The sequence below is a fragment of the Desulfosporosinus sp. I2 genome, assembly GCF_000960765.1.
Lineage (GTDB): Bacteria > Bacillota > Desulfitobacteriia > Desulfitobacteriales > Desulfitobacteriaceae > Desulfosporosinus.
This window is the reverse complement of sequence record NZ_JYNH01000036.1, coordinates 1-17,788: the sequence shown is the minus strand read 5'-3', so window position 1 is coordinate 17,788 and position 17,788 is coordinate 1. Positions and strand designations below refer to the sequence as shown.

The following is a 17,788-nucleotide window of genomic DNA, read 5'->3' as shown; positions in this document are numbered from 1 at the left end:
AAAGGAGAAATGATTTATGCTAAGAATACATAAAGCAGATAAGAATATGGAACTTGGCACCATTGTAGTTGCTGCTCTTGTTGGAGGCGTAGCCGGGGCAGTGGTAGGCCTTTTATTAGCTCCTAAGTGCGGGAAGGATTTACGTCAAGGTATTGGTAATAAGGCTGACAACGCTCTAGAACGTGTCGAGGACGTTACAACTCAACATGTAGGAGCATTAAAACAACAAGGTACAGATCTAGTGGAAAAAGGGAAGATATTAGCTGAAGATCTTCAAACATTTATTCAAGATTCCTTAAGGAATAAAAAAAGCGGCGATATTCCTATAAATCTTGCCAATGACACCAAAGAGGAAGCGTCAGACATAACCTAAAACGATACTTTTAAAGGGCATCAAGAGTATTAGTATAACTTTTCCTCTGAATTGTTTCAAGGGGTAAAAGTATTCGCCTGCCACAAGGGCAGGGTCACAGACATAGCCTTTTGCCATCGCTCTCGAGCTTAATTTGGATGAAACCCATGATCCACTGGGTAAAGGGAGGTTAAAGATGGATGGTAGAGGCATTTAAAAACTTTGTTGATCAAATTCCATCGGAGATTATGGCAAAAACCGAGTCACATTCAGATGCCAATATGATTATTTTTAGACCCACATCCTTTATCATCAATGAGGAAACGTATCTTGAAGATTATCATTTTGTTTTGCCTTCATCTGATCCTCCACCACTAAGAATAGAACATCGGGTACATCACTTTACAAAGGGGAAACTGATTTCCGTTGTACCTGAAACGCGTCTCTCTTGTACAGAACCTGCTCTAACGCGACCGTATATTGCCATGATGGTTAAAAAGGGGTTTTTTCAGGAGATTCCAGAGAGTCCGGTGGAAAAACGGAAGTATCATTTTCGCGAAGGAATAACCCTTACAGTTCTATTGGTCTTGATAAAATGATTATAGGAGCTTTATTTATGGTTATGGCAACGTTGAAAACTTTCAATCTAGTCAATATTTCAGACAGAGTGATTCTGAGCTATTCAATAGCAGGCCTCTTCTTTTCGATATCAAGTACTATCGTTAACATCACGAAAAAAAGATGTAGAGGTTCCCAACACATACGTACAAGCATACCGTTATATTGAAGGCCTCTCCCTGAATATAGATATAGATATAGATAGCTATACAAAATGCGCTATAAAGATTAAATGATTAAAGGAGGCTTCTATGAAAAAACGTTATAAGATTGTTGCGGCAATAATTTTTGCTATAGTGGTTGGTTTAGTAATTATTTATATGTCTACAAAAAACACTACATTCAAAGAGGTCGTATTGGACCATTTGAACGTGATGGAAGTAAGCTCAATTGAAATAATTAGAAAAACTGATGCTATAAATGAGAATAGAATAACTGTAACAGATCCCAGTCAAATTGAATTAATAATGAATGCTTTTTCTCGGACAAAAATGAGAGAAGCAAGTTTTTCAAATATTAATTATACGGAGTCGTACTGGATAACCTTAAAGACTAACGAGAATAGAAAGTTTGGAATAACACTCTACGATAATGACTATGTAAATATATTTGAATATAATTCAAAAAAGAATACGACTAAATCATATAAAATAACTAATGAGTTTGATCCAATAGTAATTCGAGGCTTGTTTAAATGAGTATACAAGAAGCGACCGTTTTCCTCTTAAGGAGGAAAACGGTCGCTTCTTTAGCTAAGGGGACTATTACATAATAATCCATCCGCTACCTGAATGAATTCGTGTTACCACACCTTTACCTGTGATAAATCGAACTCCTACTGTTGTATATTCAATAAAGGGAAGATTTACTTCTATCATATCGTATCCCGGATTATCAACTAGAAAGTCTTCGATATATCCTAAATTCCAATATCCTGCATACACCAGCGATTGCAGTACACTTTTTTCATCTGGAATCATACCGGATACAAGAGACGTAACCCCTGCTGCCAAAGTAGCTGGTGTGCCAAGGATAAAAACAAGACTCAAAACGCTAGCCACTGCAGACAAGCTTGATGCCAGTGTATTTTGATTGGGACTTACAATACCGGAATCATAAATATTTCTTTGTGCTCGTTGTGTTTTTCTCACCGAATCCAAAGTAAAAATAAGTTTAGCAGCATATTCTTTTGAATAGGCCATTCTAATCTCTCCTTTTTATGATTTTTGGTTTCTAACCAGAGTCGAGAGCTTCGCGCATTAATTACTCTCAACTATAAGAGAATTTCTAAAAGGTACTTAAAAACCAAATATCGAAAAATTTGGACGGAGATTAAGAGGAAAGCGACCAGCCCAAGTCGTTTATTAAAGGGGAGAGCCTGCCATACTCCCATTTTTGGAAGTGAATAACTGCCTGTCATTGCATCTGATTTATAGTATGTTTGCTTGTCTAAAAAGGTTACGAACCTCGTCATGCTCTTTTGGCTCCCATCGGTCAAAGTGGCTAGAGATACTACGAAACCAACTATAAAAAATCCCATTGGTCGAGATGGTGGTCAAAACCTATTAGCCTCAAGCATGTATACAAGAAGAAAACCGTCTTTAAATCATGAATTTCATCTTAGTGAAAAAACTCTCATACAATATGGTGATAAATACTATCCAAACAAAAAATATGCGGTAGACCTTTCTCAAGCTACCGTAGCTAATAAGGAAAACCACCTTGAATCACCAAAGAAGTGGTACCTCAAAATTGAAGGTGTATACCGTAAATATATTGAAGAATTAGCTATCACAGAGAAAAAGGATTTAGAGCAAGAATTTTGTTTAGTTATTACAATTCGTGATCCAAATGGAAAAAAGGATGTATATACAGAAACTACGCAATTACTTGATGTGAACAACTTGATAACTGCATCTCCAACAAGTATTACCTTATCATCTCACAACTCCCTTGCGAAATTAGGGGAAACATGTCTTACACATAAAAAGGTCCCTACAATAATAGTAAGAACCTTAAACCCTCCTACCTAATTAAGAAAGAATCTACCTTCAAGACATATCGATAGAGACATCATGTCTAACACTAATGTTCCTATCCTTCATTAAAGATAAGCTCATTTCCATGATACTCCTCCTCAACTTCCTGACTTCCGATACGATTATATTATCGGAACTTAGATTTAATCTATTTTACCATAGTATTACATTAAAGTATATACGTTTGTTGCAGTTTATATGCATTTATGTTACTATGTAGTTAATCAATATTATTTGATGTTTAAGCTTAGGAGGGTTTATAAATGGAACGCATGTATACGGTTCAAGAGCTTGCTGAACTATTCCATGTAAAGCCGAGAACGATAATGGATTGGTTGAGATCTGGACGTTTGCGCGGTTTTAAGCTTTCTGATGCACCTAAATCGGAGTGGCGTGTGTCGGATGCACAGTTGGAGGAATTTATTAAACATCGAACAGAGCAAACGGAAAAAAGTACCGAATCAACAGAAGAAGAGTGAGATAGCACCGGCTTCTTGGTGCAATAATGGGGTAAGCAAAGGAACAATATCTAACACTTTGCACAAAACGTAATGTTATATTGTATGATTACACATAAGAGAGCTTAAACCTTAAAAAAATATACAAGCCCTTCTCCGAAAAGAAGGGCTTGTATATTTTTTAGAGACATGTTTCCACTTACTGAGCAAGTAAGGTATGAAATAATTAAGTGCTTAAACTGGTCAGGGTATTTACAAAAAAGACCTCTAAATCAAAGGTCTTTGATTATTTTCTTTTTTTCTTCTTTGTGCTGCATCTCTTTTTTGTCTGAGCTAAAACAGAACCAGCAATGGATTTGCTTTCTGCTCCAAATCTACCGTCACTTAATACTTTTGATGCAGATGTTGCACTCATAGTTTGAGAAACCTTTATTGATAAACTAGCCTTTTTTGAGTTACTCGATATCCCGTAGGCATTAGTTTTTTGAGATAAAACATTACCTGCAATGCTAGAAAGATATTCTTTTCGGCCAGACGCAGCTTTGCAGGAAGAAGCCTTTATAGATTTGGCCATTTTGAAACCCCCTTATTTAAAAAGTTCAGGACAATTTTGATAGAGTGTTTGACAGAAGTTTGTTATTGCATTCGCAAGTTGGTTTTCAAAGTTTGTGTTTATATTAATACAGTGTATGCTCTCGAAAGAAATAATTGTGACAATTTCATTGTTTGTATTAAATATCGGCGAACAAAGGCAAAATTTAATTTGACGTGCTCTACTTAGTTGAAAAGGATTTAAATGATGAGCATCCAAAGATAATGAAAAGTCCTCTTCGTACTGTATTTCTTTCTCATTATAACATAGACCTACTACACCTTGAATGTTCGGTGCAACCTCATAATACATACTGGTATTATCCATATCAGTTAAACCTTCTATTTGTCTTTCGTAAAACACTATCTTACGATTTTTCCCAATAGCATTATAGAATTTTTTTGAAATTCTATAAATGATACCTCTTCGCTCTCTCCATATTTTAAATTTAATAGAACTTGTATGTTCATCGATGATAATACTTTCTAAATAATATAATGTTGATATTTTCCATTCGTTAATTAGGGCAGCCCTTTGAGATAGTAAGACGGAATTCTTTCTTATATTCAATGCGTTACTTATACTTAAGTATCCACTAGTTATTATAGTACCTATGATAAGTAAATATTGTTTAAATAGCTCAATGTTGAAATTGTCACCCAGATATTTTTGGGTTTTCCATTGGTCTAAAATGCTATTATTAGAACTTAAATAAGCTAACAAAGCAGGAACTGATATAAAGAAAATAACCTTTAGTAATTCAAGAATATTCTTCAACTTCTTACCTCCATCAATATAACCCTATGTACTATTCGACAAATAGTGAAAACAACCTCCTTGATTTCCGTTTGCTTTATAGTAATTTATCCTATTATATAGTAGCTTGTTTTATCATTAGTCCCCAAATAGTCCCCAAACGAGCATTAAACAACTTAAAGGGCAAAATAAAAAACACCGCAATCACTTGCGGTGTCTCATTTTTTGTTTGGCAGGGGATGAGAGAGTCGAACTCCCACTGACGGTTTTGGAGACCGTTGTTCTACCATTAAACTAATCCCCTATAATTTTTGCAACGAAATGAATTATATCGGATAAAAAGGGATGTGTCAATATATTATGGAATTATATATTATGGAATTTAAAGATCTTGAAGATTTATTGCCTTTAATTATGAAACAAGCAGGCAGGATTTTTAAGGAAAAACAAGAATAGGCATACTATAGTTAAATTAATCTTTGACCTTCTGTGGGAGTTTGGGCGAGTCTTTGGCTTGAGTCTAGAAAAAATGGTAAGATGCAAATAAGGGAGGGGTGTTTTTGAGGTCAGATTTACACATTCATACGCATGAATCTGATGGCTTGCTTTCGATAGAAGAGGTTATTAACCTTGCCCATACCAACAATGTTCAAACCTTAGCAATTACGGACCATGAAAGTACTCAAGCAATTAATAAGGCTGAACTTCTTGCGGAAGAATTAGATATTAAGATTATTCCGGGTGTTGAATTGTTAACCAGTTACCAGGGTCACGAAGTCCATCTCTTAGGTTATTTCAAAAATGTTAATCATCCACTCTTACAGGCGCGATTGCAAGAGATTCGAACCCAACGCACTGCTTTAGCCCATGATATGGTTGAGTGCTTAAAGAGTGGCGGTATTTCCCTAACGTGGAAAGATGTGGAGAACGAAGTCGGAGCAAATGGGGCTGTTACTAAGGGGCATATCATGAGAGCCATTTATCATCAGGAAAGTGGTAGCAGTCAGAATAAAAATTGGCGAGAGATTGCAGCTCATTTTCGTCCTGGGGGAGTGGCCCATTTACCTTATCTAAACCATACGTTCGAGGATGCTGTTGACCTTATTTTTGCATGCGGCGGACTTCCTGTTGTCGCCCATCCTGGACTACTCTGGGATCCCCAGATAGTGTTTTCACTTTTAGCCTATCGTCAAATTGGTCTTGAAGTGTATTACGGCTATTGGGAAAGACAAGCAGCTCTTATTCAATACTATGCAGAAGTTGCCGATAAATTTGCCATCTTGGCAACTGGCGGCAGCGATTATCATGGACCTTCGGGGTTTGTAAAATTGGGTCAAATGGATGTCCCTTATGATAGTGTCCTCCAATTAAGATCTTACTTAGAAATTTAGCCAAATGCCAGAATCACCTCAAACATCGAGTGAAGTAATTCGCTCATGTTTAATTAACGTTGGACCAGACAGAAAGGAGCGAATTGTTGGCTAGGAGTGTTTTGCTAGCTTTTATTGCTTTACTCATTACTTTGGTTGTCGGGACAGTCGGACTCATATTAACGGAACACCTCACGTTAGCTAAAGCTATTTATCTTACAGTTCAGACAGTCACGACGGTAGGCTTCGGAGATATTGAACCTCAAACCGCTGCAGGACATGCCTTTTTGACATTCCTGATGCTGAGTGGAGTCGGAGTCATGCTCTATTTTGCTGGACTTATGATGGCCTTTCTGATTGAAGGTCAATTGGCCGGCGTGTATTGGAGAAGAAAAATGAATAAGAAGATCGAACAACTTCAAGATCATGTCATTGTCTGCGGCGCAGGACGTGTAGGCAGACAAGTCATTTACCGCCTACGTAAAGAGGGTGCCGCATGTGTTGTCATAGAACAACAGGAGGACCTTGCTAACCAGCTAATAGCGGAAGGTTTTTTAGTGATTCATAGTGATGCTACCTATGATGAAACCTTGAATAAGGCCTCTATTATGAAAGCGAAGGGACTAATCTCTGCTCTCCCTGAGGATTCATTAAATGTTTTTGTCACCTTAACAGCCAAAGGGCTAAATCCCAATATTCAGGTGGTAGCTCGGATGGATCAGCCTGAATCTGAAAAAAAGTTATTGCGTGCTGGAGCGGACAAAGTGATTTCTCCGGCAACTTTGGGCGGATGGAGAATGGCGATGTCGATCCTGAAACCTATTAGTGTGGAATATTTAGAGACCGTGATTCATGATCATAATATTGAAATGGAAATGGTGGAACTGAAAATTGATCAAGGCTCATGTTTGGTTGGGGAAACATTATTAACGAGTAGAATTAAGCAGCAAACCGGGGCCATGGTTCTCGCGATCTTACGGGACAATCAGGTGATCAGTAATCCTGATGCTAGCGAAGCAATATTTCAGGGAGATCTGTTAATAGTATTAGGGTTGAGAGATCAATTACATCGTTTAGAAAAACTTGCTGCAAACCTCACACATTGCGAAGTTTGATAATCATAAGGGTCTTAGATTAAAAGAGGAAGTCTTGGGATAAAATACCCTCTATGCGAGTAGTAACAGTTTTCTGAGTGGAGGGAGATTTATGGGAAATTTACGTTCTGAACAAGACGTCCTTCGGGAAATCGAAAAGCTTATTCATACTCATTTTAGAGACAGTGCTTTAGGGATCCAGGTTAAGGTCAAAGGAGACCGAGTCACACTTTGGGGAATGGTGGATAGCCTCGTCGAAAAAGATTTTTTTGGAAGTAGAGTAGGTCGAATTGATGGGGTTAAAGAATTAGATAATTCGCTAACGGTCGCTAATGACGGAACTATCAAGGATAAAGACATTGAACGGGGCATCAATGAGCGTTTTCAGGGGTCAAACTACACGGAGATAAAACACTTGGGTTGTCGAGTAAGTCGAGGAATTGCCACTTTGCTTGGACATGTAGAGACCCAAAGTACAGAGAGATTAGCGAAACGCTTAGCCTCCCAAGTTCGTGGAGTCAAAGAAATACGCAGTGAGATTCAGTTTTTGGAGAAGGCTGTCGATGATGCGACTTTAGTTAATCGTGTCGAAAATGCTTTAGTTGCTTCTCCATGGGTCAATGCTCATGAGATTAAGACTAAAGCTCGGATGGGTCTCATTACACTAACGGGTCTTGTTGACACTCAGGATGTCATGGAATGGGCGGTCGAAACGGCCTATCAAGTCCCTGGAGTAAAAGCTGTGGTCAGTGAGATATTTACTCGACATCGTTCCCAAGGAGATGATTTATGGTTAACCGAGCAGTTAGTCTCCAAGCTTGGTCAACATCGCTTAAACTCTGGACAAATTCGTGCTTTTGTTAAAGATGGAATTGCTTTTCTGACTGGAGAAGTGTACTCTGAAGAAGATCGGGAATGGGCTGAAAAACTAGTTCAATATATCCCTGAAATCCACAATGTTAATAATTCAATCAAAGTAGCTGCACATTCTACTAAGTAAGGCAAACGTCAACTTTTAAGACCAAAAACCTATCGTCAAAACTAGGTTTTTGGTCTTCTCCTTTACAAAAGTTATAAAAAGCAAGCTAGAATATATGGATAAAATAGGAAAGTAAATAAATAGTCTATTGGAGACTTCACGTGATATAATAAGATTTGTTGTAAAGAATTTAAGGGATGTAATTCAATAGGAGGTGGTCAATCCTGGATCCAATAACACACGGCTTAATAGGAATTGCGCTAAGTACTCTTTCCGGCCACACAATCCAACTGAATGATCCCATTATTCTAGGGTGTACCTTAGGGGCTATGCTGCCCGATCTAGATATTATTACTCATGTAAAAGGTCGTTTGAATTATTTATTGAAACATCGTGGTGCTAGTCATTCTCTAATTGCATTAAGTGCTATGGCGCTAGGGCTAAGCACAGTTCTGTATCTCGTTTTTCCAACTAGCTCATGGGCGACTGTTTTCTTTTGGACACTTGCTGGGACGGTGTCTCATAGCGTCATGGATTTATTAAATTCTTATGGAGCAGAGCTATTCTGGCCTTTTTCCCGTAAAAAAATTACCCTAGACATGATTATGTTGACAGATCCCATCGTCCTGTGTTCTTTGCTTGTGTCTTTATTCATTTCTCTAAAGGCCCCGTACTATGCGTCAATCTCATCTTTGGCTGCGTTTACGTTGAGTGGAATATACCTTGGTTACCGCCACTTCGGAAGACTGAAAACACGTAAAAGTTTAATGGAGATATATCGTTTGAATGATTTTAATCAGGTTAAAGTCCTACCTGCAATGTATCATCCTTTTACTTGGAACTTTATTCTTTTTAAAGGAGATAATGTTCGTTTTGGCATTATCCGCAATAAGGTTCCTTCGATCTGTCGAGTCTTACCAAAATTCGATGGGGATAACCCGTTAGTTTCCAATGCTCTTGAAGGGAATCTAGCTGAAATATTTAATCAATTCACACCTTATTATCATGTTATTGATCACTCAAGTAACACAGAATGTAAGGTCGAATTTTTAGACTTGCGATATTGGTCCAAAGGTGGCTTTATTTATACTGGGCACGTCTTCTTGAATGCGGAAGGTGAAATTTCGCAAGAGATATTTAACCCTTTACCAAATCAAGAGGGTGTCTTATTAGGTTATTAATTCCAAACCCCTATTACCTTAGCCGGTTAGGGGTTTTTTGTAAAAAAAAACTTTTGACATTCTTATAGCTCATCTACCATAATGAATAAGAAGCGTGGAGGTGGATAAGTGTGTCGAAAAAGAAGAAAATTACATATGCTTTTTGGCTTAAAGTATTAAGTGCCATACTACTTATGGTTTCAATCGCAGGTTTACTAGGTGCTTTTGGTTTTGCGATTGGAAAACAAGTGCATTCCTTATTTACAATCCTGATGGGAAGTTTTACTTGGGCAGGCCCTTTGATTTGTTTTGTCGCGGCAATCCTGCTCTGGATTTTTTCAGAGACATCAACTTCCGGAGGGTCTAACCCTTTCAAAGAAAAAATTTCTATAGCAGGAAGTTCGAAAGAGTCCAAACATAGAATGATTCAGAGTGTGGGTCAAAAATCTGCTCAAGCTCAACAAACTAAGGGTATCGATTTGCCAGCGGGGAAATTAGTCAGTTTAAAGGGGTTTAATCAATATTTTTCATCCCTGAATGGGTAGAAATGAAGGACGTAGATCCCCAGAAAGCAGAGGAAATGGAGGAATTCGGCAAGGACTTCCCTTCATATTTTGGAACAGGTGAGTCAATTTTCCCGAAGGGACCCTCTAAAATGAAAAGCTTAAAAGGGCTTGATGATTATATCGAGGAAGTAGACCTAGAGGAACGGTCGGGACGATCAACCCAACACGGTTATGTTGCAAAGGGATTGGGAAATGAACCTATTGAGAAACAGTCGGATCTTTCAACGATTTTTAAGTCTCAAAGAGAGCAAACAGAATTTCTCTCTCGATATAAAACAGTTGAAGAAACTTTAGAACAAGAAGAATTTATGGACGATGAGGAGAACTTAGGGGAAGTGAATCAGGCGTTCGATGAGATGGAGCAGATGCCCCAAAGTGCCGAATCCTCAATTCAGTTAGATGAACCTCCATTGGTTACTGACTTAATTAAAGAACAGTTAGAAATCGAGACAGTTATAAATCCTGCTTATGCTGGGCAGGTAGCTCAGCTAGTTGAGCAGGTAATAATCAATAAAGATAAGGGTACTGAAGCTCTGAAGGATGAAGAGAAAGTCGAGAGGATCGATCACTGGAAGTTCCCCGATGTTAATTTATTGGATTCTATGATCCAGCGCGAAATCATTCAAGATTTGGAAACCCCTAAACAGCTTGAGAAGGTTCTCCTGGATTTTGGAGTGAAGGCCAAAGTGATTAGGGTAACGCGAGGCCCCGTTATCACTCGTTATGAATTAGCACCTGCACCTGGTGTGAAAATTAGTAAAATTGTTAATCTCTCAGATGATATTGCGTTAGGGCTTGCTGCTCGGGATGTTCGTATTGAGGCACCGATTCCCGGTAAAGCGGCTATCGGGATTGAAGTCCCCAATAAACAGGCGCGTGCCGTCCCCTTTCGTGAGGTGCTAGAGACAGCGAGTTTTAAACAATATCCTTCCAAGCTAAAAGTTGCTTTAGGTAAAGATATCGCGGATCAACCGATCATTGCGGATCTCGTAAAAATGCCGCATCTGCTTGTCGCAGGAGCGACCGGGGCAGGGAAAAGTGTATGCATTACCACCATTATCAATTCTATTCTCTATAATGCGACTCCCGACGAGGTGAAGTTCCTACTGGTTGATCCGAAAATGGTGGAACTTAGTCAATATAATGGTATTCCTCATCTTTTGGCTCCGGTTGTCACCGATCCTAAGAAAGCCGCCAGCGCATTAAGATGGATTGTTAAAGAGATGGAGAATAGGTATGAACTTTTTGCTGCTGCGGGTGTTCGTGATATCGAACGATATAATCAGGTAAAAGGAGAAACTATCAGACATACCCCTGCCTTGCCATTGATTGTGGTGATCATTGATGAGTTAGCTGATTTAATGATGGTTGCCCCTGGTGAAGTTGAAGAAGCTATTTGCCGTTTAGCACAAATGGCTCGGGCCGCTGGAATTCATTTGGTCATTGCGACGCAACGCCCTTCTGTCGATGTTATTACTGGAGTGATTAAAGCTAATATTCCCAGCCGAATTTCCTTTGCTGTTTCGTCTCAAATCGATTCTCGTACGATCCTTGACGCAACTGGCGCTGAGAAACTTCTCGGACGAGGAGACATGCTTTATTCGCCACTGGGTGTAAATAAAGCGCTGAGGGTACAAGGCTGTTTAGTTACGGATGACGAAGTACAACGAGTGATTAGGCATTGGAAAGGTTTGGGAAAACCAGAGTATCTGGATCCTGAGCGGCTTTTCGAAGAAACAACCTCTAAAAGTGAAGACAGTCATGGTCCTGATGATGCAGTATTTATCGATGCAGGACAGCTTTTTATTCGCACAGGTATGGCGTCGGTATCCTTTCTCCAGCGGCGTTTGAAATTAGGCTATACAAGAGCAGCGCGGCTCATGGATATGCTTGAGGAACAAGGCGTCGTCGGAGGGTACGAAGGAAGTAAGCCACGTCAAGTACTCTTAACCTTAGAAGAATTTAATGAACGGTTTGGATGATAGAGATGCGCGAGGCGAGAAACGATTTAACTTTCGAGCCTCGAACATCGAACATCGAGTTCACATTACACTCTAACCATGATGAATTGGTTAGAGTGTTTTTTGATATTTATATTTAACCTTCGAACTTCGAACCTCGAACTTCGCGCCTCGAGCTTGGGGTGTTACTGCATTATGAATTAAGTGAGGGGAAATGGGAATAATGCATAAATGATGTAAAAAAATAGACGGAGACGAAGAATGAAGTTTTTTACGCGATCCATGACGAAGGATAAACCCTATAAAGATATTGTTTTAAATTGGGACGATTTACTTAGTCACGCTGAGGAGATTGCTCGACTCAATGCCAACCAAGGATCCAGCTTCCAAAAACGAACCTTATTGCCTAGGGTTAAACAAAATATGAAGTTCTTAGAGCAGGCTTATCGAGAAATCACGGAATACTCAGCACGAACTCAAGATGTTGTACCTGCCACAGATTGGTTACTTGATAATTATTATAGTCTAAAAGACCTGAGAGAAGAGATTCAAAGCAGTCTACCCAATAAATTTGAGCGTCAATTACCGAGAATTTCCAGTGGGGATTTTCAAGGATATCCTCGAATTTACGGTTTATTAGTTGAACTCATTGAGCATACGGATAGTCAATTGCGAATTGACACCCTCAAAGGGTTTATCAACGCTTATCAGGTTCAAGTACCTTTATCGAGCGGAGAATTATGGTCGATTCCTATTATGTTGAGGATCATTCTTCTGGAAAACATTCGAAGGTTAACGGAACTGATCCTGTTTACCCAAGGGGAAAGAGAAGCTGCGGATCGATGGGTCTTACCTCTTTTGGAATCAGAACATCTTCCGGCAGAGTGGGAAGAATTGTTGCAATCCCTAGATCCTCAAGAGGATTATTCCTCAGCGTATGCAGAACAGATCCTAAAACGTATTCGTGATCTTGGAGTAGATGTTGCTCCACTTTTGCACTGGGTCGACCGGGTAGTTGCTAAGCAAGATACAACAATCGAAGAGTTAGCCAAACTTGAGCGTCAACGACAGACGATGTATCAGGTGTCAATGGGTCATGCAATTTTAAGTATACATTTTATGACTGCGGAAGATTGGCCTCGCTTTTTTGAAGAGGTCAGCTTAGTGGAGCGGGTTTTTCAAAAGGATCCCAGTAGGGTTTATGGCGAACTGGATTTTCAATCTAGAGACACCTATCGCCATCAGGTAGAAAAAATCGCTAGACGCTTTAAAGTTTCTGAACTAGTTGTTGCTCGCAAGGTACTATCAGGAGCGCAAAAGGCACATCAGTCAGGGGATATAATATCCTCGCATGTAGGGTATTATCTAATGGGGGCAGGAAGAGAAACTCTCGAACTTGAATTAGAACAAGACTTTAGAAAACCACGGAATATTTGGAGTGAGATTCGTCGAGCCATTCAAAGAAAGCCCGTTCATTACTACTTTGGTAGCTTGCTGATTGGGATTGCAACGCTTAGCGTTCTGACTATTTCATATACTCTGCAGAGTCATCCATTTTCTTTAATTTCTGTTGTCGTGTGGTTAGGAGTTATAATTTGGGCTAGTAGTTTGATGATTCCATTTTTGAATTGGGTTGCTTCAAATGTTTTTCAGCCAACCTTTTTGCCTAAATTGGAGTTGAGAGAAGGGATTCCCGATCCATTACGAACCATAGTCGCTGTTCCAACCCTTCTGACTAGTATTGATAGGGTTAATGAACTTATCAGTCAAATTGAAGTCTATTATCTTGCTAACCGAGATGACAATTTATATTTTGCGTTACTGGGTGACTTTGCGGATGCACAATCAGAAAACGTTTTAGGGGACACTGAAATTATCACTTCGGCAACGGCAGGAATCCAAAGTTTAAACAAAAAATATGATTCAAGTAGATTCTTCTTCTTTCATCGAAAGAGAATTTTTAATCACACTGAAGTCGTGTGGATGGGATGGGAGAGAAAACGAGGAAAACTTGCTGAGTTTAACTGTCTCTTGCGTCAGGAGGGGGAAACGAGTTACTATATTCAAATTGGTGATCTATCAGTTCTGCCAACCTTTCGTTATGTCATTACTTTAGATGCGGATACCCAATTACCGCGTGGCACGGCTAAACGATTAATTGGCACAATTGCTCATCCTTTGCACGCGCCTATCCTCAGTGAGGATGGAACAAGGGTGGTTAAAGGCTATGGAATTCTGCAACCGCGCGTGGGAGTTTCTATTTTGTGTGCAGGTGCTTCAAAATTCTCTCGGATTTTTTCGGGTAGAGTAGGAATTGATCCATACACTACGGCTGTCTCGGACGTTTATCAAGATTTGTTTGGGGAAGGAATTTATACTGGCAAAGGAATCTATGATGTTCAGGTGTTCCATCAGGTGACGAATAAGGCCTTTCCGGAGAATACCATTCTCAGCCATGATTTGATTGAGGGATTGTATGCCAGAACTGGGCTCGTGACAGATATAGAATTAGTCGATGGATATCCAGCCAATTACTTTTCATATCTTCGTCGTCAACATCGCTGGGTCAGAGGGGATTGGCAACTACTCCCATGGTTGTTCAAGCCCATTCCGTTTGTTTCGCGTTGGAAGATTTTCGATAATTTGCGGAGAAGTATTGAAGCTCCAGTGCAGTTATTTTTGCTTATCTTTGGGTTCACTGTTTTTTCTGGTGATCCTTTAGTTTGGGTAGGCCTAATTTCTTTAAGCTTAATTTGGCCAATGGTTTTTTACATTTTCAGTCGGCTTTTACTCAAACCCGCTGAAAGAGGAAATATGAGTCATGATATCATAACCATGCTAACTCAGCTTTTACTACAGTTTGTATTTCTTCCGTATCAAGCCTATATCTTGTTAGATGCCATTACTCGCAGCCTGTATCGACAATTTGTTTCGCATAAATATTTGTTAGAATGGGAAACAGCTGCTGATACTGAGAAACGCTTAGAAGTCAACAGTAGAACGGTCCTTTCATCAATGTGGCAGGTTTTGCTCTTTGTTATATTTGCCGGTGTAACCATTGCTTCAAATTTTCCTACAAAGTTTGGACGCTTTATTCCAGTTGGGGTAATTTGGATTCTATCCCTTTGGATTGCCTTTAAGGTCAGTCTTCCAATCCAGCATAAGAAGGATAAACTCACGGCTTTTGAAAAACTTGAGTTACGTCGGTGGAGTAGAAAAATTTGGGCTTTTTTTGAAGAGTATGTTTGTTGTGAGGATCACTGGCTCCCACCGGACAATGTTCAAATTGACCCACCCAATGGGGTTGCCCATCGAACCTCACCTACTAATATTGGGCTCGCTTTGTTAGGCAATTTAGCCGCTAGGGATTTTGGCTACATCCCGTTAAGCAAGGTGCTGGAGAATATTGAGCATACGTTTGATACAATTGAGAGCTTAGAGTACTGGCAAGGGCATTTATACAATTGGTATAGCACTCAAAGTCTAGTGCCTTTAGAGCCTCGTTATGTTTCTACGGTTGATAGTGGAAATTTTGTGCTCTATCTTTTAACCTTAAAATCAGGACTTATGGACATCTTAGAAAAACCCTTGATAGATCCAAGTTTCGTCAGTGGTCTAAAGGATACGTTTGATTTATTAATTGAAGATTTAAATAAGGAAGTTTATCCTGAACTTGAGGCCTTTGAGAAGGCGCTTAATTATCTAGTCACCAATGAGGGGTGGAGTCTACCTAATTGGAGGAACCTACTATCTTTGTGGCCAGAGCTATTTTCAAAAGAGTTACCCAAAGAGAGTGAATATTGGGCAATACGAATGGATTCAATGGTTCGCACCTTTCGTCAAGAGACGGAAGCAATCTACCCAAGTAGCCTTGCTAATATTGATTTTGGGACTTTAACAAATCTGAACGAACTGTCATTAGAGAATTCAACTAGAACTGAACTAGCCAATTATTATAAAAGTATTCTAAACGAAAATATAGTTTCTCAAGAAGGAAAAGAAACGATCCAACGCGTACTCCGAACGATTCAGGACTATGCTCAAAGGTCAGAGCAACTTCAACGGCGGCTTGAGGCAATTATCGTTGCGACAGACTTTAAGCCTTTGTATGACGAGACTCGTCAACTCTTTTCAATCGGGTATCGGATTTCGGAAAGTATGCTTGATAAATCTTATTACGATTTATTGGCCTCAGAGGCCCGTCAAGCCAGCTTCCTTGCCATAGCTAAAGGGGATGTTCCGCATAGTCATTGGTTCAAGTTGGGCCGTTCATTAACCGTGGCCTTAGGGGAACGAAGTTTAGTTTCCTGGAGCGGGACCATGTTTGAATTCTTAATGCCATTGTTGGTCATGCAAAATTATGAGGGGACATTACTGGATGAAACTTATCATTCTGTTGTGGCTGTACAAAGGAAGTATGGCATGAAGCATAATATTCCCTGGGGTATTTCAGAGTCGGGATTTCATGCCTTTGATCCTCAACTTAATTACCAATATAAAGCCTTCGGAGTTCCGGGCTTGGGTCTAAAACGAGGATTGATTCAGGATCTTGTCATCGCGCCTTATGCAAGTTTTTTGGCATTGATGGTTGCACCGCGTGAAGCTTTGTTGAATATTACCGATATGGATCATAAAGGTTTTGGCGGACGCTATGGTCTGTATGAGGCGATTGATTATACGAGTGAACGGGTTCCAGTTGGGCGTTCTTTTAAGTTAGTCCAGAGTTTTATGGCCCATCATCAAGGCATGAGTTTATTATCACTCGACAATGTGTTGCATGAAAGTGTCATGCAGCAACGCCTGCATAATCAAGCTTTGATTCAAGCGACAGAGCTTTTATTGCAAGAATGTATTCCGGAATCTGCTCTCATAATTCCACAACCAGAAAATGAACATACTCTGAGGAATCGTGAAACAACAGGACCTGATTTGGAAAAAAATCAGTTTATACTCTTAGAAACGGTCAATAGTCCGATTCCTATCACTCACTGTATTTCGAATGGTCAGTATTCTGTGATGATGACAAATTCCGGGGCAGGTTTTAGTCGATACAATAATATTTGTCTTTCTCGTTGGAGAGAGGATGTTACTCGGGATGCTTGGGGAATGTTTTTCTATGTTCAAAACTTAAATTCGGGTGAGGTATGGTCTGCGGCTTATCAACCTTGCCGAAATTCTGGCGAAGAATACAAGGTGACCTATGCACCTGATCAGGTCGAGTTCTGCCGCAAGGATGGTAACATTACAACCCATACGGAAATCGTTGTTTCCCCTGAAGATCAAGCAGAAATGCGACGAATCTCACTGACAAATCACAGCAAATATGAAAGAATCGTTGAAGTTACGAGCTATTTTGAGGTGGTTTTGGCAAGGCCTAGCGAAGATTTGGCACATCCTGCGTTTGGTAATCTTTTTATTGAGACTGAATATCTGCACGATTCATTACTAGCATCAAGAAGACCACGAAGTGAAAATCAAGCTAGTTTATGGCTGATGCATACGGTCGCGACGGAAGGAGAAAAGGTCGGATCCCTTCAATACGAAACAGACCGTGCGCGTTTTATTGGACGGGGAAGAGACCTTAAGAACCCTCAAGCATTGGATGCTAATCACCCTTTGTCCAATACGGTAGGAGCGGTTTTGGATCCGATGATGAGCTTGCGTCAGAGAGTAAGAATAGGTCCTGGCCAGACAGCAAGGGTTTCATTTTCGGTCGGATATGCAGAGAGCCGTCAGGACATAATTCGCATTGCCGAAAAGTACCGAAATCCCCTCTCCGTGAATCGTGCGTTTGAGCTAGCTTGGACCCACAGTAAAATGGAACTACGCCATTTAAATATGAC

At 39.8% G+C, this 17,788-nt stretch carries 16 protein-coding genes and 1 tRNA gene; 12 read left to right on the top strand and 5 right to left on the bottom strand.

The features are described from left to right. Positions 1-16: 16 nt before the first annotated feature. The 3 genes from UF75_RS10515 (at position 17) to UF75_RS10505 (ending at position 1,668) form a co-directional block, all read left to right on the top strand. Positions 17-373 (top strand): YtxH domain-containing protein, encoded by a 357-nt coding sequence (locus UF75_RS10515; RefSeq protein WP_045574561.1) that lies wholly within the window; start codon positions 17-19, stop codon positions 371-373. Positions 374-552: 179 nt separating this feature from the next. Beyond that, positions 553-951: a hypothetical protein gene (locus UF75_RS10510; RefSeq protein WP_045574560.1), complete on the top strand. Its 399-nt coding sequence runs from the start codon at positions 553-555 to the stop codon at positions 949-951. 270 nt (positions 952-1,221) lie between these two features. Continuing rightward, positions 1,222-1,668, top strand: a complete 447-nt coding sequence (locus UF75_RS10505) for a hypothetical protein (RefSeq protein WP_045574559.1) — start codon at positions 1,222-1,224, stop codon at positions 1,666-1,668. A gap of 66 nt (positions 1,669-1,734) precedes the next feature. Here UF75_RS10505 and UF75_RS10500 read toward each other — a convergent pair whose 3' ends face one another. Further along, on the bottom strand, positions 1,735-2,172 hold the full coding sequence (locus UF75_RS10500) for a hypothetical protein (protein WP_045574558.1): 438 nt from the start codon (positions 2,170-2,172) through the stop codon (positions 1,735-1,737). Positions 2,173-2,243: 71 nt separating this feature from the next. Beyond that, a complete protein-coding gene (locus UF75_RS10495; RefSeq protein ID WP_045574557.1) occupies positions 2,244-2,444 on the bottom strand; it encodes a hypothetical protein in 201 nt (66 codons plus the stop codon). A 25-nt stretch (positions 2,445-2,469) separates the two neighbouring features. On the opposite strand from UF75_RS10495, the gene UF75_RS10490 reads away from it, so the two are divergent. Both UF75_RS10490 and UF75_RS10485 read left to right on the top strand, forming a co-directional pair. Further along, the gene (locus tag UF75_RS10490) at positions 2,470-3,003 is read left to right on the top strand and encodes a hypothetical protein (protein WP_156146371.1); all 534 of its coding nucleotides are present in this window, start codon (positions 2,470-2,472) and stop codon (positions 3,001-3,003) included. Positions 3,004-3,272: 269 nt separating this feature from the next. Beyond that, entirely contained in the window at positions 3,273-3,488 is a 216-nt protein-coding gene (locus UF75_RS10485; RefSeq protein ID WP_045574555.1) for a helix-turn-helix domain-containing protein, read from the top strand. 265 nt (positions 3,489-3,753) lie between these two features. Here the strand turns inward: UF75_RS10485 and UF75_RS10480 are convergent, their stop codons facing one another. From UF75_RS10480 to UF75_RS10470, 3 genes are all read right to left on the bottom strand, one after another. Continuing rightward, on the bottom strand, positions 3,754-4,041 hold the full coding sequence (locus tag UF75_RS10480; protein WP_045574554.1) for a hypothetical protein: 288 nt from the start codon (positions 4,039-4,041) through the stop codon (positions 3,754-3,756). Between the two features lie 12 nt (positions 4,042-4,053). Then, positions 4,054-4,836, bottom strand: coding sequence for a hypothetical protein (locus UF75_RS10475; protein ID WP_045574553.1), 783 nt, complete (start codon positions 4,834-4,836; stop codon positions 4,054-4,056). A gap of 209 nt (positions 4,837-5,045) precedes the next feature. Further along, positions 5,046-5,119: transfer RNA gene (locus UF75_RS10470), tRNA-Trp, on the bottom strand. Between the two features lie 256 nt (positions 5,120-5,375). Between UF75_RS10470 and UF75_RS10465 the strand changes: the two genes are divergently transcribed. The 7 genes from UF75_RS10465 to UF75_RS10435 form a co-directional block, all read left to right on the top strand. After that, positions 5,376-6,206, top strand: a complete 831-nt coding sequence (locus tag UF75_RS10465) for a PHP domain-containing protein (protein ID WP_045574552.1) — start codon at positions 5,376-5,378, stop codon at positions 6,204-6,206. Between the two features lie 86 nt (positions 6,207-6,292). Beyond that, positions 6,293-7,300: a potassium channel protein gene (locus UF75_RS10460; RefSeq protein WP_045574551.1), complete on the top strand. Its 1,008-nt coding sequence runs from the start codon at positions 6,293-6,295 to the stop codon at positions 7,298-7,300. A gap of 91 nt (positions 7,301-7,391) precedes the next feature. Beyond that, entirely contained in the window at positions 7,392-8,279 is an 888-nt protein-coding gene (locus UF75_RS10455) for a BON domain-containing protein (protein WP_045574550.1), read from the top strand. A gap of 200 nt (positions 8,280-8,479) precedes the next feature. Beyond that, on the top strand, positions 8,480-9,439 hold the full coding sequence (locus UF75_RS10450; protein ID WP_045574549.1) for a metal-dependent hydrolase: 960 nt from the start codon (positions 8,480-8,482) through the stop codon (positions 9,437-9,439). Between the two features lie 110 nt (positions 9,440-9,549). After that, positions 9,550-9,963 (top strand): hypothetical protein, encoded by a 414-nt coding sequence (locus UF75_RS29995; protein WP_045574548.1) that lies wholly within the window; start codon positions 9,550-9,552, stop codon positions 9,961-9,963. 2 nt (positions 9,964-9,965) lie between these two features. Next, positions 9,966-11,966 carry a DNA translocase FtsK gene (locus UF75_RS29990; RefSeq protein ID WP_348983045.1) on the top strand — a complete coding sequence of 667 codons (2,001 nt, stop codon included), beginning with the start codon at positions 9,966-9,968 and terminating at the stop codon, positions 11,964-11,966. A 240-nt stretch (positions 11,967-12,206) separates the two neighbouring features. Continuing rightward, positions 12,207-17,788 (top strand): glucoamylase family protein (locus UF75_RS10435; protein WP_052693147.1); only part of this gene is annotated, 5,582 nt, incomplete at its 3' end.

Coding starts and splice junctions, on each gene's coding strand:
- UF75_RS10515 (WP_045574561.1), top strand. CDS start 17: ATGCTAAGAATACATAAAGCAGATAAGAATATGGAACTTGGCACCATT.
- UF75_RS10505 (WP_045574559.1), top strand. CDS start 1,222: ATGAAAAAACGTTATAAGATTGTTGCGGCAATAATTTTTGCTATAGTG.
- UF75_RS10455 (WP_045574550.1), top strand. CDS start 7,392: ATGGGAAATTTACGTTCTGAACAAGACGTCCTTCGGGAAATCGAAAAG.
- UF75_RS10495 (WP_045574557.1), bottom strand. CDS start 2,444: ATGACGAGGTTCGTAACCTTTTTAGACAAGCAAACATACTATAAATCA.
- UF75_RS10510 (WP_045574560.1), top strand. CDS start 553: ATGGTAGAGGCATTTAAAAACTTTGTTGATCAAATTCCATCGGAGATT.
- UF75_RS10480 (WP_045574554.1), bottom strand. CDS start 4,041: ATGGCCAAATCTATAAAGGCTTCTTCCTGCAAAGCTGCGTCTGGCCGA.
- UF75_RS10500 (WP_045574558.1), bottom strand. CDS start 2,172: ATGGCCTATTCAAAAGAATATGCTGCTAAACTTATTTTTACTTTGGAT.
- UF75_RS10485 (WP_045574555.1), top strand. CDS start 3,273: ATGGAACGCATGTATACGGTTCAAGAGCTTGCTGAACTATTCCATGTA.
- UF75_RS29990 (WP_348983045.1), top strand. CDS start 9,966: ATGAAGGACGTAGATCCCCAGAAAGCAGAGGAAATGGAGGAATTCGGC.